The following is an 18,695-nucleotide window of genomic DNA, read 5'->3' as shown; positions in this document are numbered from 1 at the left end:
AGAGCCTTGCAAGGCTCTGGTAGAGACTTTTGCAAAAGTCTCTACCTCACCGGATCACGGGCGTTCGATGGCGAGCGCGATGCCCTGTCCGCCGCCGATGCACATGGTGATCAGGGCGCGTTTGCCGCCGATCCGCTCCAGTTCGTACAACGCCTTCACGGTGATAATCGCTCCGGTCGCGCCGACCGGGTGGCCAAGGGCAATCGCGCCCCCGTTGGGGTTCACCTTGTCCGGGTCAAGGCCAAGCCCCTTGTTCACGGCAAGCGCCTGAGAGGCGAAGGCTTCATTCGATTCGATCACGTCAAAATCGCCGATGCTCAGGCCCGTTTTCGCGAGCAGGTTTTCGACCGCTGGCACAGGGCCGATCCCCATGACCTCAGGGCGCACGCCGGCGTGCGCGTAGCCCAGCACACGGGCGCGGGGGGTGAGGCCCGCGGCTTCCGCCGACTCAGCACGCGCCAGCACCAAGGCCGCTGCACCGTCGTTGATGCCGCTGGCATTGCCCGCTGTCACGCGACCGTCCTTCTGGAAGACAGCGCGCAGACCGCCCAACTTTTCCAAAGAGGTCGCCTTGGGGTGCTCGTCCACTTCAAACGGTACCATGTCGCGCTTCACGCGGACCTCTACCGGCACGATTTGTTCTGCAAAATACCCCTGCTCAATCGCATGTGCCGCGCGCTCTTGCGAGGTCATGGCAAAAGCGTCCATTTGGGCGCGGGTCACGTCATGCTCGTCGGCGACGTTTTCTGCTGTTACCCCCATATGGCCCGTTCCGAACGGACAGTTCAGCGCCCCCAACATCATGTCGAGCGTCTTTAGGTCGCCCATCTTTTGCCCGAACCGCGTGGCCGTTGAGATATACGGCGAACGCGACATGCTTTCCGCGCCGCCTGCCAGGCCGAAATCAGCATCGCCCAGGGCCAGCGATTGAATGACTGACACAATCGCTTGCGCCCCAGAGCCGCAGAGGCGGTTCACGTTCATCGCTGGGGCTGTCTCTGGAATGCCCGCCTGCATCGCTGCAACACGGGACAGGTACATGTCACGGGGCTCCGTGTTGATGACATGGCCAAAGACCACATGGCCGATCTGGCCACCCTCTACTCCGGCGCGTTCCAGCGCGGCTTTGGCAACAACAGTGCCCGTGTCGATCGGCGCCGTGCCCGCCAGCGATCCCCCAAATGTGCCGATTGCCGTGCGTGCGCCCGACAGGATGACGATATCGTCCATAAAAAAACCCTCCGCGATGTGTCACGGAGGATTAGAGCCTAGTTGCAGCGCGTTGCCAATGCGCAGCGCGGGTTACACCGCGTCAAATTGCAGGGGCTTGACCGATTGAAACAGGCCCGTGTCCATCAATTTCTGCAACACAGCCGCCGGTGGCTGCTCGTCCAGGTACAACAGCGCAATGGCCTGACCGTCAGGGCCGGAACGACCAAGGGTGAAGTTCGCGATATTCACGCCGTTCTCCCCCATCGTTTGACCCAGGGCACCGATAATGCCGGGAACGTCGTTGTTGGTGGTGTAGAGCATATGCGAGCCAATCTCGGCATCGATGTTGATGCCTTTGATCTGGATGAAGCGTGGTTTGCCATCGCTGAAGACCGTGCCAGCGATCGAGCGTTCCCGCTTGTCGGTTTTCACCACAAGGCGAATGTAGCCATCAAACACGCCGGATTTGTCCTGGGTTGTTTGCGACAGCTCAATCCCGCGCTCTTTCGCGATGACGGGGGCCGACACCATGTTCACGTCAGGGTTGCTGGCCTTCATGACACCTGCAATAGCGGCGCAATCCAAAGCCTTCAGGTTCATGCCGGTGACGACACCGTTGTAAACCACGTCGATGGAATTGATCGGCTCATTTGTGAGCTGCCCGATAAAGGCACCGAGGTGCTCGGCCAGTTTCACCCAAGGCCCCATGATCGCCGCTTCTTCCGCGGTGACCGATGGCATGTTGAGCGCGTTGGTGACAGCGCCGGACAGCAGATAATCCGACATCTGCTCGGCCACTTGCAGCGCCACGTTCTCCTGCGCTTCCGTGGTGGCCGCGCCAAGGTGGGGCGTGACGACAACATTTGGCAGGTGGAACAGAGGGTTCTCCGTCGCCGGTTCCTGCGCGAACACGTCAAAAGCGGCGCCCGCCACGTGACCGGATTTCAGAAGCTCGGCCAGGGCCGCCTCATCCACCAGACCGCCTCGGGCACAGTTGATGATCCGTACGCCCTTTTTGGTCTTGGCGAGGTTTTCTGCTGACAGGATATTCGCCGTCTTCTCGGTGAAGGGCACGTGCATGGTGATGAAATCGGCGCGGGACAGAAGTTCATCCAGCTCTACCTTCTGGCAGCCGATTTCCTTGGCCCGTTCTTCGCTGAGGAAGGGGTCATAGGCGATGACCTTCATCTTCAGCCCCAAGGCGCGGGAGATAACGATGGAGCCGATGTTGCCCGCGCCGATGACGCCCAGCGTCTTGGCGGTCAGCTCGACCCCCATGAACCTGGACTTTTCCCACTTTCCGTCATGGGTGGAGGCAGAAGCCTCGGGGATTTGACGGGCGACGGCAAACATCATCGCGATGGCATGTTCTGCCGTCGTGATGGAATTCCCGAAGGGAGTGTTCATCACAATGATGCCCTTCTTGGACGCGGCTGGGATATCGACGTTGTCGACACCGATACCAGCGCGGCCAATGACCTTGAGGTTGGTCGCGGCGGCAATGACTTTCTCGGTCGCCTTGGTGGCCGAGCGGATCGCGAGACCATCGTATTGGTCGATCACGGACAGGAGTTTTTCTTTGTCCTTGCCGATTGTCGGGTCGAAGGTGACGTCGACGCCACGATCACGGAAGATTTGGACAGCGGTTTCCGAGAGCTTGTCGGATACGAGAACTTTGGGGGCCATGATGTGGCGCTCCTATAACGGGGCCTGCGCTTGGGGCAGGTTTGGGGATTGAGTTGTATTTACCAAGATGAAGGGGGGAGCAGGGGGTTAGGGCTGCGCTTCGATCTCGGCGTGGAAGGCCCAGTCGAGCCAGGGGAGCATGGCGTCGATGTCCGAGGTCTCGACGGTGGCACCGCACCAAATGCGAAGGCCCGCAGGGGCATCGCGGTAGGCACCGACATCCAGCGCGACACCTTCGTCCGAGAGCCGTTTGGCAACGGCTTTGGCGAAGGCGGCCCCGTCTTGGATGCGGGTGTCGGTGAACTTCAGGCAGACGGACGTGTTGGAGCGCGTTGTCGGATCATCGGCAAGGTTTGCGATCCAATCACGGGCGTCGGTGAAGGCGTGGATGGCGTCGGCGTTGGCATCGGCCCGCTGCATCAGGCCAGAAAGGCCGCCGATGCTGTCGGCCCAGTTCAGGGCGAAGGCGTAATCTTCAACGGCCAGCATGGAGGGCGTGTTGATCGTGGCGCCTTTGAAGATCCCGTCGATCAGCTTGCCGCCTTTGGTCAGGCGGAAGATTTTTGGCAGGGGCCAAGCCGGGGTGTAGGATTCGAGGCGTTCCACCGCACGGGGGCTGAGGATGATCATCCCATGGGCCGCTTCACCGCCCATGACTTTCTGCCAGGAAAAGGTGGTCACATCCAGCTTGTCCCAGGGCAGATCCTGGGCGAAGGCCGCTGATGTTGCGTCGCAGATTGTCAGGCCAGCGCGGTCCGACGAGATCGCGTCGCCGTTTGGCACGCGGACGCCCGAGGTCGTGCCGTTCCACGTGAAGACGACATCTGTGTCGAAATCGACCTCGGCCAGGTCCACGATCTGACCGTAGTCAGCGGTTTTCACCTCGGCATCGAGTTTCAGCTGTTTGACAACATCCGTGACCCAGCCCGCGCCGAAGCTTTCCCAAGCCAGCATGGTCGCTTTGCGCGCGCCCAGAAGGGACCACATCGCCATTTCCATCGCGCCGGTGTCCGAGGCGGGGACGATGCCGACACGGTAGCCCTCGGGCAGGCCCAGAATGCGGGCGGTGTCGTCGATCACGCCTTTCAGCAGGTCTTTTCCCACTGCCGCGCGGTGCGAGCGGCCAAGGGGCGCTTCTTTCAACGCGTCAACGGTCCATGTCGGGGGTTTGGCGCAGGGGCCGGACGAAAAGCGTGGGTTCACGGGCTTCGTGGTCGGGCGGGTGCCCGGTGTCTCAGTAACCATCTCTGGTATCCTCACAGATATGCGCCCTTCGTTGGGGAAGGGTGTCCCACCGCCGGAGATACGGAGATGAGCGCCCCCCCACAAGGCGGAAAAGGAGGGCAATTGGTCGGAAAGCGCACTTTATATGCGGGGGCTGTTCCCTATCGGAAACTTCCTCGCAGCGTCATGTGAGGAGCAGTTTGGTCAGCGGGCCTCGGGTGCTTTTGAGGCCTGCGATGATGGAGAAGTGGGCAACGCCTGGTCGCATTAAAACTTTTGTTCCGGCGCCGAAGTCAGGCCAGAGGATCGCCAAGAGCGTATTCTGGCGGCGGCGGTGATGCGCGGGCAAGCATATCGTCCGGACCCATCAGGGCGGAGCGGGCCTTTCACCCAAAGGCAACCTCGTGCACGTCCGCCGCGCCATACGCCGTTGAAACAGGCGCATCCCCATCTGTGATCTGCGTTGCATCCGTCGTTGCGCTACTTTGGGGCATATCAACGGGCGGCGCACCCGAGATGCGCGCGGGGGGGGGTGTTCGTGCCGCCGCTGCCTGCTACATCTTCGCCCATGGAAACGCCTTTGCTTGATTTGCGTGACATTCGCAAAACCTACCCCTCGGATAACGGCCCCTTACGGGTGCTTGATGGGGTATCTGTCACCTTGAGTGCGCGGGAAACGCTGGCGCTGACCGGGGAAAGCGGATCGGGCAAATCCACCCTGCTGCATCTGTCCGGCGGCCTTGACCAACCCGATAGCGGAGCGGTCGTTCTGGACGGCCAGGACATTGGACAGCTTGACGACGCGGCCCGTGCCCATGTGCGGCGGATGCGCATCGGGCTGATCTTCCAGCAGTTCAACCTTGTACCCTCGCTATCGGTCGGGGCGAATATCGCGCTTCAGGCGCGTCTGGCGGGGCGCCATGACAAGGCTTTTGCCGCTGATCTGGCAGAACGTTTGGGGCTGAGCGCCTTGCTGTCGCGCTACCCGGAACAGCTTTCGGGCGGCCAGCAGCAGCGCGTCGCCATTGCCCGTGCCCTTGCCCCTCGGCCTGCGCTTTTGCTGGCCGATGAGCCGACCGGCAACCTTGATGAGGAAACCGGCGATCGCGTTTTGACCCTGCTGCTAGAGCTGGTGGCCGAAACCGGCGCGGGGCTTTTGATGGTCACCCACTCCCCCCGGCTGGCGGATCGTTTGGGGCGGCGCGTGCATCTGTCTCGTGGTGGGTTGGGCGGCTAGAACATGCTCTACACCGCCCTTTTGAGCCTGATTTCCCATTGGCGCCGCCACCCCGGCCAATTCGCGATGCTGGCTCTTGGGCTGGCCTTGGCGACCGCCCTTTGGTCCGGCGTGCAAGCCATCAATGCCGAGGCGCGAAGCGCCTATGACCGGGCCGCCGCCACCCTTGGGCAAGATCAGATCGCCCGGTTGGAGCGCCCCAATGGGCAGCCGATTGACCCTGCCGAGTATGTCGCCCTTCGCGCGGCGGGATACCTCGTGTCTCCGGTGATCTCGGGCGAGGTGAGGGACGCCAATGGCAGGTTGCGCCTGCTGGGGATTGATCCGTTGACTCTGCCACCCGATGCACAGGGCCCTGCCTTGGACGGCGACCTGGATCTTGTCGGATTCTTCACCGCGCCGGGTGTGCTTTTGATGGGGGAGGCGACGGCCAACGGCCCGCTTCCGGCCGATCTTCCGCCGATCCAGTTCAGCGAAACGGTGCCCCCCGCCGCCGCGATTACCGATATCTCGACCGCCGCGCGGCTGTTGGGCCAAACAGGGCCGTCATATCTGCTTGTGAACCCGGTCCAGCCCCTTGGTTTGCCCCCCTTGGCTGAGGCCACAACGCTAATCCTTCGCGCACCTGATAATGGCGGTGATATCGCGCGGCTGACCGATAGTTTTCACCTGAACTTGACGGCTTTCGGCTTCCTGTCATTTGGGGTTGGGCTGTTCATCGTCCACGCCGCGATTGGGCTGGCGTTTGAACAGCGCCGTGCCATCGTGCGGACCTTGCGAGCCTTGGGCACACCGCTTCGCACGATCCTTTTGGCGCTGTCACTGGAGCTTGCCGTGATCGCGCTTTTGGCCGGAGTGATCGGCGTGGCGATGGGCTATGTGGTTGCTGCCAGCCTGATGCCCGGCGTTGCCGGTACCCTGCGAGGGCTTTACGGCGCCGAGATCGCGGGCGTGCTTCAGTTCAGTCCCTATTGGGCACTTTTGGGTCTATTCATTACCTTCATTGGCACCGCCGCCGCGGCGATTCAGGCGATGATCCGCACGGCTCGGATGCCGCTTCTGGCGCCCGCGATGCCGCGGGCTTGGGCGCAGGCGTCGGGCCGGATGATCCGCTTGCAGGCCCTCGCGGCGCTCGGGCTATTCGCCCTGTCGGGCGCGCTGGCCCTGTCGGGCGCGGGGCTCATCGCAGCCTTCGGCTGCTTGGCGTGCTTGCTGATCGGCGCGGCGCTGGCGTTGCCAGCTTTAATGACCGGGGCGCTGTCGTTGATCCGGCCGAAGGGCGCTTTCACGGAATGGGTCGTGGCCGACACGCGCCAGCAAATTCCCGACCTGTCGCTGGCGCTTATGGCGCTGCTGCTGGCGCTGTCGGCCAATATCGGGGTCTCTACCATGGTCGGCTCGTTCCGCGCGACGTTCCTCGGCTGGCTCGATCAACGGCTCGCGTCCGAGCTTTACGTGACCGCCGCCACCTCGGACGAGGCGCAGATCCTCATGACCGCCCTCGCCCCCGAGGTGGACGCGATCTTGCCAATCGTCTCCACCCCCCTGCGCCTGTTCGACCAACCGGCCGAACTGTTTGGCGTCGTCGACCATGCCACCTACCGCGCCGCTTGGCCGTTTTTGTCGCAAGCCGCGGACCCTTGGGGGCAACTCGCAACGGGCGATGCGATCTTGGTGAATGAACAAATGGCCCGCCGTGAAGGCTTGTCGGTTGGGGACACCGTAGACATCGCAGGCGGCTTGCCGATCGTGGGGGTATATTCCGACTACGGCAACCCCAGCGGGCAAGCAATTGTGTCTCTGACCCGCCTGTCAGAGATGTTTCCAAACCTGCAGGCCCGTCGCTTTGCCATCCGCATTGCCCCGGAAGCGGCCCCGGCATTGGCCACACGACTGCGAGAGGACTTCGGCCTTCCCCCCGACGCCGTGACCAACCAAGCGCAGGTGAAGGCCTTCTCTGTCGCGGTGTTCGACCAAACCTTTCGCGTGACCGGAGCGCTGAACGTGCTGACCTTGGGCGTAGCGGGCATCGCCCTGCTGACCAGCTTGCTGACCTTGGCCAACTTGCGCTTGCCGCAATTGGCCCCGATCTGGGCCATCGGCGCGTCCCGGGCGCAACTTGCTTGGGTGGAAATGGCGCGGAGCCTGATCCTGGCTGCAATCACCTTTCTGGCGGCCCTGCCCGTGGGCCTTGCGTTGGCATGGGTACTGCTCGCCTTGGTAAATGTGGAGGCGTTTGGCTGGCGCTTACCCATGCGCGTGTTCCCCGGCGATTGGCTGATCCTCGGCCTCTTGGCTCTGCTCGCCGCCGGCCTCGCGGCCCTTGGCCCGACCCTTCGACTTGCCCGGATACCGCCCGCGCGGCTCACCCAAGTTTTCGCACAGGAACGCTGATGATCCGCCCTCTCCTCGCTTTGCTTTTCCTGACCTCTCCGCTTCATGGCCAAGGCTTCGCGGGCCTCGGCACCGCGGCCGAGGGCTTTGCCGTTCCCAGCCCGAACCCGACGTTCTCCTTCCCCGCAGACCACGGCCCCCACCCCGATTACCGGATCGAATGGTGGTATCTAACGGCCACCCTGCAAGGGGCCGACGGCACCGATTACGGCATCCAATGGACGCTGTTTCGCTCGGCCCTGTCGCCAGACACGTCCACCGACTGGACCGCACCGCAATTGCTCATGGGCCACGCGGGCCTGACCACGCCGGACGCCCACTATAGCGCAGAGCGCCTTGGGCGCGGCGGCATTGGGCAAGCAGGAGTGTCTACCGCGCCGTTCAGAGCCTTCATTGACGATTGGCAGATGGTCTCCGCCGCCACTTCCGGCGACGCCCTTGATGCGCTGTCCCTCACCGCGCGGGGCACGGATTTCGCGTACGATCTGGCGTTGGAAGCCGACGGTCCGCTGATCTTCCACGGCGCCGATGGCTTCTCGGTCAAAAGCGCCGAGGGGCAGGCGAGCTACTATTACTCGCAACCCTTCTACAACGTCACCGGCACCCTCACCCTGCCTTCCGGCCCCGTGGCGGTCACCGGCGATGCCTGGTTGGATCGTGAGTGGTCGTCACAACCGCTCTCCGACAGCCAAACGGGGTGGGAGTGGTTTTCCCTGCAACTCCCCGACGGCGCGCGGCTGATGGCCTTCGCTTTGCGCGATACGGCGGGCGCGCCCTTCACCTCGGCCACCTACATCGCCGCCGATGGCACGACGCAAGCCTATGGCGACGGCGCTGTCACGCTCACGCCGCTGGCCGTAAGCGGCGCGGAGGGCCGCGATATCCCGACAGAATGGCGGCTTCAGTTTCCTGAACAGGGCATCGACATCACCACGATTGCCCTCAACCCCAATAGCTGGATGGACACGTCCTTTCCCTATTGGGAGGGGCCGATTTCATTCACCGGCACCCACGCAGGCCGGGGGTATCTGGAGATGACGGGATATGAGTAATCCGGCTCTAACCTGAGGCATAGAGACCTTAGCAGTATCACCGTCCCCCACAACGACCCCAGCAGCGACGGTAAGCACTGGCCCATCACGCCCCCGCGCTTTATTGTGCCGAAAATTTTGTGGAGCCCACCGCCAATGTTCACCGTCACTCTCATGACAAACCACGCCATGTATCTCGACACGAACCTGGTGGCGAACCTCCGTAATGCCATGGGCGGGGGCGCGGCAACCTGGCTCGATCCCAACCATTGCGCCGAGTTTGACGCCCCGAAAATCCCTCGCAACATCCAGACCGTTTGGGAAAGCCTCAGCGCTGAAGGCGTCGATATGGTGTGGCAAAAGGCGGGCGACCGGAAGCGCAAGATGTTGCTGGCCGACATGGACAGCACGATGATCCAGCAGGAATGCATCGACGAGCTGGCGGATGAAGCAGGCGTCGGCACACGGGTCGCGGAGATAACGGCCCGTGCCATGAACGGCGAGCTAGATTTTGAGGAAGCGCTGCTGGAACGCGTCGGCCTGCTGAAGGGCCTGCCCGAAGCGACGATTGCAACCGTTCTGGAAAAGCGCATCACCCTGATGCCCGGCGGGCCGACGTTGCTGGCCACGATGAAAGCCAACGGCGCTCACTGTGCTTTGGTCTCCGGCGGATTCACTGCCTTCACCCAGGCCATCACGGCGAAACTGGGTTTCGATGAACACCACGCCAACACGCTGCTTGCGGAAAACGGCACGCTAACCGGCGATGTCACCCGCCCCATCCTTGGCCGTGAAGCCAAGGTCGAGGCGCTCAATCGCATCACCAAGACCCTCAACATCCAACCCGCTGAGGTGATCGCCGTGGGTGACGGCGCCAATGATCTGGGGATGCTGCAATTGGCGGGCACGGGCGTTGCCCTCCACGCCAAACCCACCGTGCAGGAACAGGCGAAACACCGCATAAACCACGGCGACCTGACGTCGCTTCTGTTCATCCAAGGCTACGCCAAGTCCGATTTCGTCACCGCGTGAGTCGGGGGACGGGTCAAGGATCGGCGCAGCCGACGGCCTTGGCCGCTTGTCCTTGAGGCGGCCCGCGACTCGCCCCAACCCTTGCACAGGCCTGTTTGTGGCAGACCTGCCCGCAAACGGCCTCTCAGCAAAATCCATTCCCTGAATACAGACCCAAACCCGCCTGTTAGTGCGTAATCCTCAGCCCGGCATCGTGCGCCCCTGCGCTCGGTAGATCGCCCCCGCGCGGACGTGCGAGCCTTCAGGCTCGCGCCCCGCGCGCCACGCCCAAACCAGTCGCGAAAGCTCTGCTTTCGTCGTCTGGGCGGGAGAGCCCCCTTGCCGTAATGCCGGGGCCCCGGCGGAAATCACTCCGCCGGAACAGCCGTTTCCTCAATCCCCAATCCAACGGGGATCTTGTCCAGCATCTCTTTCGGGCAGACCTGCACGAAGTTGGCGCGCTCGATTTCCCAATGTTGCAGGATATCTCGGGCCTTCATGCTGTTGGTCTCTTCCGCGTGCCGCTCCACCAAGCCGCGCAATTGCGCTTCCCAATGGTCGACCGTGACCGGGCACGTCACCAGCGTTTCCATGTTCATCTGCGGCATGGCATCGCCGTCAGGGTCATACAGATACGCCATGCCACCGGTCATGCCCGCGCCGAAGTTGGCGCTGATCGATCCGAGGATCACCACAACGCCGCCGGTCATGTATTCACAACCGTTCGATCCACAGCCCTCGATCACCGTTTTTGCGCCCGAGTTGCGCACCGCGAAACGCTCTCCGGCACGGCCAGCAGCGAACAAATAGCCATCCGTCGCGCCATAAAGCACCGTGTTGCCGATGATAACGTTGGCCGACGCCACCAGCCCCGATGCCATCGGTGGACGCACCACAATCGTGCCCCCCGACAGGCCCTTGCCGACGTAGTCGTTGCTGTCGCCAGAAACCTCCAGCTTCAGCCCCGGCGCCGCAAAGGCCCCAAGAGATTGCCCGGCGCTACCTCTCAGCTTCACCGTCAGATGATCCGGTTGCAGATCGTTGCGCATCCCGAAATTCTTCACGATGTGCGACGACGTCCGCGTACCAATCGTGCGCAGCGTGTTTTGCACCGCGTAGGAAAGCTGCATCTTCTCGCCGTCTTCCAGGAAGCGATGGGCATCCTTGACGATCTGCGCATCCAGCGTATCGGGCACCGCATTGCGCGGCTTGTTGCGGTCGTAAACGATCCGATCCGCGCCATCGACGGTGATCAGCATCGGGTTCAGGTCCAGATCATCCAGATGCGCCGCCCCACGCGACACCTGCGATAGCAGATCCGCCCGGCCAATGACCTCATCCAGGGATCGTGCGCCGATCGACGCCAGAATTTCGCGCACCTCCTCGGCGTAGAAGGTGATCAGGTTCACGACCTTATCGGCGTTCCCGGTGAACTTGTCGCGCAATGCCTCGTCCTGGGTACATACGCCCACGGGGCAGGTGTTGGATTGGCACTGACGCACCATGATACAGCCCATCGCGATCAACGCGGCGGTGCCGATGCCGTATTCCTCGGCCCCCATCATCGCTGCCATGACAATGTCACGGCCCGTGCGCAGGCCACCATCGGTCCGCAGGGTCACACGGCCCCTCAGGTTGTTCATGGCCAAAACCTGATGCGCCTCGGTCAGACCCATTTCCCAAGGCAGACCCGCGTATTTGATCGAGGTCGCAGGCGACGCCCCCGTGCCGCCGTTGTGGCCGGACACAAGGATCACATCGGCCTTGGCCTTCGCCACGCCCGCCGCGATCGTTCCAACGCCAGACGACGCCACCAGCTTCACCGTCACCTTACAGCGCGGGTTGATCTGTTTGAGGTCATAGATCAGCTGCGCCAGATCCTCGATCGAGTAGATATCGTGGTGCGGCGGCGGTGAAATCAGCATCACGCCGGGGGTGGAATGGCGCAGACGGGCAATCAGGTCGGTCACCTTCATGCCGGGCAGCTGCCCCCCTTCGCCGGGCTTGGCACCCTGGGCGACCTTGATCTCCAATTCTTCACATTGGTTCAGATATTCCGCCGTCACGCCGAAACGCCCGGAAGCCACCTGCTTGATCTTTGCGCTTGGGTTGTCGCCATTGGCCTCTGGCACGAAATGCGCCGGATCTTCGCCGCCTTCGCCGCTGTCAGACTTCGCGCCAATCCGGTTCATGGCCACGTTCAGGGTCTTGTGCGCCTCGGGCGACAAGGCGCCCAGAGACATCCCCGGCGTCACAAAACGCTTCCGGATCGCGGTGATGCTTTCCACTTCCTCAATCGGGACCGGCGCCCCCATCGGCTTGATATCCATCAGGTCACGCAAATGGATCGGCGGGTTTTTTCGCATCGCCGCAGAATATTGCTTCCACAACCCGTAAGAGGCGCGGTTACAGGCTTCCTGCATCATATGCATGTTGGTCGCCTGCCAAGCGTGAGTCTCGCCCGAGCGACGCGCCTTGTAGAAGCCGCCAATCGGCAGCACGCTTTCGCCGCGCAAGAAGCCCTTGGTGTGGACTTCTTCCACCTTCGTTTGCAGACCGCTAACGCCGATACCGCTGATGCGGCTCAACATGCCGGGGAAATATTCCGCCACCATGGCGCGCGACAGGCCCACCGCCTCGAAGTTGAGGCCCCCGCGATAGCTGGAAATCACGCTGATCCCCATCTTGCCCATGATCTTCAACAGACCCGCATCAATGGCCGCGCGGTAGCGGGCCATCGCCTCGGTCAGGGTGCCGTCCAACAGGCCCCGGTCGATCCGGTCGGCGATGCTGTCTTGCGCCAGATAGGCGTTCACCGTGGTCGCGCCACAGCCCACCAGAACCGCGAAGTAATGGGGGTCGATACATTCAGCCGACCGCACGTTGAGCGAGCAGAACGTCCGCAGACCTTTCTTGGTCAGCCCCGAATGCACGGCGCTGGTCGCCAGGATCATCGGCATCGCAACGCGGCCTTCGCCTTGGCCTTGGTCCGTCAGCACAATATGCCCCGCCCCGGACCGCACGGCGTCTTCCGCCTCGGCGCGCAACCGCTCCAGCCCTTCGCGCAACGCGCCAGCTTTGCCGCCCGCATCAAAGGTACAATCCAGCGTCACGACGTTTTCGCCGAAATAGCCCACCATCTTGTCGAACTGGGCATTGGCCACGAAGGGGCTGTCCAGCACGAGGATTTCTGTCTGCGAGCTATCTTCGTCCAGCACGTTCTTCAGGTTCCCGAAGCGTGTCTTCAGGGACATCACCCGGTATTCGCGCAAGCTGTCGATCGGCGGGTTCGTGACTTGGCTGAAGTTCTGCCGGAAGTAATGGGACAAAGGCCGATACTGCGACGACAGAACCGCGCTTGGCGTGTCGTCCCCCATGGAGGCGAGCGCTTCTTTCGCGTCCTCCGCCATCGGCGCGAGGATCTGCTCCACCTCTTCGATGCTGTAGCCCGCCGCAACCTGGCGTTTGCGCAACTCTGCACCGCTGAACAGAGCCTGTTCCGTCAAGCCTCTGGTCTCTTTTTCAAGGTCGGTAATCCGGTCCACCCAAGCACCAAAATCGCGGCTCGCGGCCAGCGCGTCCTTGATCTCTGCGTCGTGGAACAGTGCCTTTTCCTGCATGTCCACGGCAATCATCTGGCCGGGTCCAAGGGCGCCCTTTTCGACAACATTGGCGTCATCCACAGGCACCATACCGGTTTCCGATCCGGCAATCAGCAAGCCGTCACCGGTCACGACATAGCGCATCGGGCGCAGGCCGCTCCGGTCCAGACCGGCACAGACCCAACGACCGTCGGTCATCGCCAGGGCGGCGGGGCCGTCCCACGGCTCCATGACCGAGTTGCAGTAGGAATACATGTCCAGCCACGGCTTCGGCAGTTCCGTCGCTGTCTGGCTCCACGCCTCGGGCACCAGCATGGTCTTGGCCATCGGCGCGGAACGGCCGGCGCGGACCATCACTTCAAACACCGCATCCAGCGCGGCCGAGTCGCTCGACCCGCCGGCAACGATCGGCTTGATGTCTTCCGCCATGTCGCCAAAGAACCCGCTCGCCATGCGGATTTCGTGGGATTTCATCCAGTTGAGGTTGCCCTTCAGCGTGTTGATTTCGCCGTTATGGGCCAACATGCGGAACGGCTGAGCCAACCACCACTGCGGGAAGGTGTTGGTGGAATAGCGCTGGTGATAGATCGCGAATGCGCTCTCAAACCGCTCATCCTGTAGGTCGGGATAGAACTCGGCCACCTGCTCGGCCAGCATCATGCCCTTGTAGATAATGGACCGGCACGACAGCGAACACAGATACAGCTCGCGGATACCCGCGGCGGCGGCGGCCTTCTCGATCCGGCGGCGGATCACGTACAATTCACGCTCAAACGTCTCTTCGTCGACGCCCTTCGCGTTCGAGATGATGATCTGCTCGATCTCGGGCCGGGTCGCGTTGGCTTTTTCACCCAGGCACAGCACATCCACCGGCACATGGCGCCAGCCGTAGATGTAATACCCCATCCGCAGCACTTCGGATTCCACGATCGTCCGACACACTTCCTGTGCGCCAAAATCGCTGCGCGGCAGGAACACCTGGCCCACCGCCATCAGCTCGTCGCGCATCTCGTGGCCGGTGCGTTTCACTTGCTCTGCAAAGAACTTGTAGGGGATTTGCACGTGAATACCCGCGCCGTCGCCGGTTTTGCCATCAGCATCCACCGCGCCCCGGTGCCAGATCGCTTTCAACGCGGTGATGCCCGCCTCCACCACTGAACGAGAGGCCTTTCCGTCGACCGAAACCACCAGTCCCACGCCGCAAGACGAATGCTCGTCTTCCTCGCGGAACATGCCATTTTCTTCCATCCATTTGCGCTTCGCCTCTTCGGCGGCGGCCCAGGCTTGATCATATTGGGTCATGGTCATCCTCCTCAGGATTGAGAGCTTGCAGAGGCCTGCGCAGAAACGCGGGTCAATTGAAGAATTAGGTGTCTAAACAGCAGTGCAGTGCCGATTGCGATGATGCTGGAGGCCACGTCGATCTGCGTAGACAGTCGGAAATCCGCAATGGAATCGGCGCTCAAGTTGATCCGCATCGCCGCCGTCGCAAGGGAATTTCCCAACAACCACGCAAGCCACCAGATCAGCGTCCAACCGGGCATCCCGTCGGTGAGCGATGGGTTCCCATGCAATCCGTTCCACGTCTGTCGCATTGCCCGGAATGGCATCACGAGGTTTGCGAACGGCACAAAGAACCAGCCAATGGACCAGCCCGGCGTGATCCGCCCCTCGGCCGGGGCAATTGCCTGCGCATTGGCCGCCGCGCGGTAAATCCACATGCCCGAAGCGATGTATGAACCCAACATCGCCAGCAAGAACAACGCGCCAATCGCCGCCCCGGTCGTGTCCACGTCGGCGGCTGCCTGATCCATCTCAATCTGGCTCAGGTTTCCGGTGTCGATCAACGCGTAGAAGCCAAACAGAGTCGAATAATGCCACAGCATGGCGAGCTCTGCGACGCAGTAAAGCAGCAAGAACATCGCGGCGGCGTTTCCGGTTTTGCTCAGGTCGTAGGGTAGACTCATCGCTTAGAACCTCGCCGGTAGAACGATTGCGTCATTGCGCAGCCCGCTCATCACGTCGCCGCAGTCGTATTGCGGCTCCGTTGAAAGGAACCCCGGCTCTCCGGGCTCGGCGAATTCCATCGGGCTGTAATTGCCTTCGCGGACCTCGCCTGAGGGCGTTGTAACAGTCTCTAACCCGCCGAAAAACAGGCCAAGGCGGCGGCTCACGAACTGGCTGCCCTCGGTTTCTCTCGGGCCAGCTTCGGTCTGCCATTGGTAGGCGAATTCCGTGACCAAAAGATCTTCGCCGTCCACGGTAACCTCAGCGCCGGTCAGCGCGTCGAAGCCGGTGTAATCGCGCTGAAACACGCCCTCGGCCCGTTCTTCGCGCACCGAGAACACCATCGTGTCGCGGCCCGTTTCCAACAATTCCGACATCGAGGCCGGGTCCTCTTCCGGCTCGATCAACGTATCCGACGACCCGCTGCGCAGATTGAACGCCCGCAACCAGCGAAACTCCCGGTCCGTATAGCTCAGGTAGAACGCGCCTTCCTGATCCAACGTCACCCGCCAATGGGTCCCCTCCGGGTCCATTTCGCAGGTCCAATAATGCGCGATCAAACAGGACCGAGATTGCACCGTCAGAAACGCCGTACATCCATCAGGCACCGGAAAGCCTTCGTTAACGCTTTGCGCCGTCACGGGCGTTGCGCAAAACGCGAACGCTAGGGCGGTGTTAAGCATTTGGTAACGATTGGCGGGCATCAGGTCAGTCTTTCTGTCTTTGTTGGTCATCTTGGGCAGATAAATTGATATACCATTGATATACGTGGTGCCGATCTGAGGGCGGGCGCATCGAACTCAAAATCCCGATTGATATACCATTGATATACCTGTTGGCGTCATTCCGCGGCGACCTTGGCCCCGGTGTGAACACGCTCCAGGATTGCTTCGGCAGCCTCTCGACCATCGCGAATTGCCCAAACCACAAGGCTCGCGCCGCGGACGATATCGCCGACGGCAAAGACGTTCGGCAGCACGGTTTCATGCCTGTGGTTCGCCTTCACGGTGCCCCAACGGGTCACTTCCAGCTCGGGCGCGTCCCATAGGGTCGGGACATCCTCGGGCGAGAATCCAAGCGCCTTGATAACCATATCCGCGTCTTCAACATAGTCAGCGTTTTCAATGACTTCAGGGCTCTGACGGCCCGTCTGATCCGGCGCACCAAGGCGCATTTTCTGGACCATCACGCCATTAACGGCACCGACATGATCGCTGAAGCCCTTGGGCGCGGTAAGCCAAACGAAATCAACGCCTTCTTCCTTGGCGTTCTGCACTTCGCGCATAGAACCGGGCATGTTGGCCTCGTCCCGGCGGTACAGGCATCTGACCGAGGTGGCCCCCTGCCGCGTCGCGGTACGCACGCAATCCATCGCCGTATCGCCGCCGCCGATCACGACCACGCGCTTGCCTTCGGCGCTGAGTTCGCCGCTATCAAACTCGGGCACAGCATCGCCAAAAGATTTGCGATTTGAAGCAGTTAGGTAATCCAACGCGCGAATAATGCCGGTGCTGCCGGAACCGGGGCCATCCAACTCACGAGACTTATAGACGCCCGTGGCGATGACCACAAAGTCGTGCTTCTCACGGATTTCCGCGAAGGTGATATCGTCGCCTACGTTGCAGTTCAGCACGAACTTCACGCCGCCGTCTTCCAGCAACTGGTTGCGACGCATGACCACGTCCTTCTCCAGTTTGAAGCCGGGGATGCCGTACATCATCAAGCCGCCGGAGCGGTCGTAGCGATCGTAAACCGTCACCTGCAAACCCGCGCGGCGCAGCATGTCGGCGGCAGCCAAGCCACCGGGGCCCGCGCCGATAATCCCAACGGATTCAGACAGTTCCACCGCAGGCGCGATGGGCATGACCCAGCCGTTATCCCATGCGGTATCGGTGATATATTTCTCGACCGAACCGATGGTGACAGTGCCGTGACCGGATTGTTCAATCACGCAATTGCCTTCGCACAGACGATCCTGCGGGCAGATGCGGCCGCAGATCTCGGGGAAGGTATTTGTCGCCTGCGAGATGTCATACGCCTCCCGCAATCGCCCTTCCGCCGTCAGCTTCAGCCAATCGGGGATGTTGTTGTGCAAGGGACAATGGGTCTGGCAATAGGGCACGCCGCACTGACTACAGCGCCCGGCCTGCTCCGCTGCTTTCGCAGTCGCATACTCGCCGTAAATCTCGGCAAAATCTTCTTTCCGCTGGTCCGCTTCCCGCTTTTGAGGCATTTCCTTGTCTACGGTCACGAACTTCAACATGGGTTGCTTAGCCACAACGCTTCCTCCGTCGATTGGAAGGCCCGTATAGCGGGGGTTTTTCGGGATAAAAAGACAGCAGTGCTGACCTAAATTGAGGTGTTGCGCGAAAAACAACTTCTGAGCACGGTCAATAAGTCGCAAATATGTCAGAATGATTTACCTATCTACATATTAGTGGTTTATTTTCAATATGTTAAAAAACTCACACAGAGACGCATCATGAGCCTCTACATCCTCTTTCTCCTCGCCCTTATCCAAGGCATCACTGAATTTTTGCCCATTTCGTCGTCGGGTCACCTGATTCTCTTGCCGAATCTTCTTGGAACCGAAGATCAGGGGAAGGCCATTGATGTGGCGGTGCATGTGGGCACTTTGGGGGCCGTGATCCTCTACTTCTGGCAAGACGTGAAAGCCGCCATTCTGGGCACACCACGCCTTTTGACCGGGCGCATCGACACGCCCGGCGCGAAGTTGGCATTCTTGCTGGTGATCGCGACGGTGCCGGTGATCTTGTTTGGCCTGTTTTTGGAGATTACCGGCATTTACGACAGCCTCCGCTCCGTCGCGGTGATCGGCTGGACCATGCTGATTTTCGGCCTCGTGCTGTATTGGGCCGACCAGAAGGGCAGCCACGAAAAGCGTAGCGAAGACTGGAACTTACGCGACGCCATCATCATGGGTCTGTGGCAGGCCATTGCATTGATCCCCGGCACATCGCGGTCCGGCATCACCATCACGGCGGCACGGTATCTGGGCTATGATCGCGAAAGTGCGGCGCGGGTGGCGATGCTGATGTCGATCCCCACGATCATCGCCTCGGGCGTCTTTGCGGGCGCCGAGGTGATCGCCACCGCAGACGCGCAAACCGCTCGTGACGGGGCCATCGCCGCGGCGCTGTCTTTCGTCGCGGCGCTTGGGGCGCTGGTGTTGATGTTCAAACTTCTGCGCAGTGTCAGCTTCACGCCCTATGTGATCTATCGTGTGATCCTGGGCGTGGTGTTGCTGTTTATCGCGTATAGCTGAAAACG

The 18,695-nt window shown here is 61.6% G+C and carries 12 protein-coding genes; 5 read left to right on the top strand and 7 right to left on the bottom strand.

Annotation, left to right across the window (positions count from 1 at the left end; translation table 11 throughout):
- Nucleotides 1–54: 54 nt before the first annotated feature.
- The 3 genes from AADW23_RS03870 to AADW23_RS03860 form a co-directional block, all read right to left on the bottom strand.
- Nucleotides 55–1,230: an acetyl-CoA C-acyltransferase family protein gene (locus tag AADW23_RS03870; RefSeq protein ID WP_341863216.1), complete on the bottom strand. Its 1,176-nt coding sequence runs from the start codon at nt 1,228–1,230 to the stop codon at nt 55–57.
- Between the two features lie 72 nt (nt 1,231–1,302).
- Nucleotides 1,303–2,898, bottom strand: a complete 1,596-nt coding sequence (gene serA, locus AADW23_RS03865) for a phosphoglycerate dehydrogenase (RefSeq protein ID WP_341863215.1) — start codon at nt 2,896–2,898, stop codon at nt 1,303–1,305.
- 87 nt (nt 2,899–2,985) lie between these two features.
- On the bottom strand, nt 2,986–4,143 hold the full coding sequence (locus AADW23_RS03860; RefSeq protein WP_341863214.1) for a phosphoserine transaminase: 1,158 nt from the start codon (nt 4,141–4,143) through the stop codon (nt 2,986–2,988).
- A gap of 547 nt (nt 4,144–4,690) precedes the next feature.
- Here AADW23_RS03860 and AADW23_RS03855 point away from each other — a divergent pair.
- From AADW23_RS03855 to serB, 4 genes are all read left to right on the top strand, one after another.
- Entirely contained in the window at nt 4,691–5,359 is a 669-nt protein-coding gene (locus AADW23_RS03855) for an ABC transporter ATP-binding protein (RefSeq protein WP_341863213.1), read from the top strand.
- A 3-nt stretch (nt 5,360–5,362) separates the two neighbouring features.
- A complete protein-coding gene (locus AADW23_RS03850; RefSeq protein ID WP_341863212.1) occupies nt 5,363–7,753 on the top strand; it encodes an ABC transporter permease in 2,391 nt (796 codons plus the stop codon).
- Nucleotides 7,753–8,805: a lipocalin-like domain-containing protein gene (locus AADW23_RS03845; RefSeq protein WP_341863211.1), complete on the top strand. Its 1,053-nt coding sequence runs from the start codon at nt 7,753–7,755 to the stop codon at nt 8,803–8,805. The genes AADW23_RS03850 and AADW23_RS03845 overlap by 1 nt, the downstream gene beginning before the upstream one ends.
- Before the next feature lie 135 nt (nt 8,806–8,940).
- Nucleotides 8,941–9,816, top strand: coding sequence for a phosphoserine phosphatase SerB (serB, locus tag AADW23_RS03840; protein WP_341863210.1), 876 nt, complete (start codon nt 8,941–8,943; stop codon nt 9,814–9,816).
- A 347-nt stretch (nt 9,817–10,163) separates the two neighbouring features.
- Here the strand turns inward: serB and gltB are convergent, their stop codons facing one another.
- The 4 genes from gltB to AADW23_RS03820 all read right to left on the bottom strand — a co-directional run bounded on the left by gltB (nt 10,164) and on the right by AADW23_RS03820 (nt 17,682).
- Nucleotides 10,164–14,699, bottom strand: a complete 4,536-nt coding sequence (gltB, locus tag AADW23_RS03835; RefSeq protein ID WP_341863209.1) for a glutamate synthase large subunit — start codon at nt 14,697–14,699, stop codon at nt 10,164–10,166.
- A gap of 11 nt (nt 14,700–14,710) precedes the next feature.
- The gene (locus AADW23_RS03830) at nt 14,711–15,364 is read right to left on the bottom strand and encodes a DUF4328 domain-containing protein (RefSeq protein ID WP_341863208.1); all 654 of its coding nucleotides are present in this window, start codon (nt 15,362–15,364) and stop codon (nt 14,711–14,713) included.
- Nucleotides 15,365–15,367: 3 nt separating this feature from the next.
- Nucleotides 15,368–16,108 carry a hypothetical protein gene (locus AADW23_RS03825; protein ID WP_341863207.1) on the bottom strand — a complete coding sequence of 247 codons (741 nt, stop codon included), beginning with the start codon at nt 16,106–16,108 and terminating at the stop codon, nt 15,368–15,370.
- A 137-nt stretch (nt 16,109–16,245) separates the two neighbouring features.
- Nucleotides 16,246–17,682, bottom strand: coding sequence for an NAD(P)-dependent oxidoreductase (locus AADW23_RS03820; RefSeq protein WP_341863206.1), 1,437 nt, complete (start codon nt 17,680–17,682; stop codon nt 16,246–16,248).
- 204 nt (nt 17,683–17,886) lie between these two features.
- On the opposite strand from AADW23_RS03820, the gene AADW23_RS03815 reads away from it, so the two are divergent.
- Entirely contained in the window at nt 17,887–18,690 is an 804-nt protein-coding gene (locus AADW23_RS03815) for an undecaprenyl-diphosphate phosphatase (protein ID WP_341863205.1), read from the top strand.
- Nucleotides 18,691–18,695: the final 5 nt, after the last annotated feature.

The organism is Gymnodinialimonas sp. 57CJ19, assembly GCF_038396845.1.
Taxonomy (GTDB): Bacteria; Pseudomonadota; Alphaproteobacteria; order Rhodobacterales; family Rhodobacteraceae; genus Gymnodinialimonas.
The sequence above is the reverse complement of the archived record's forward strand: the minus strand, read 5'-3'. Positions and strand labels throughout refer to the sequence as shown.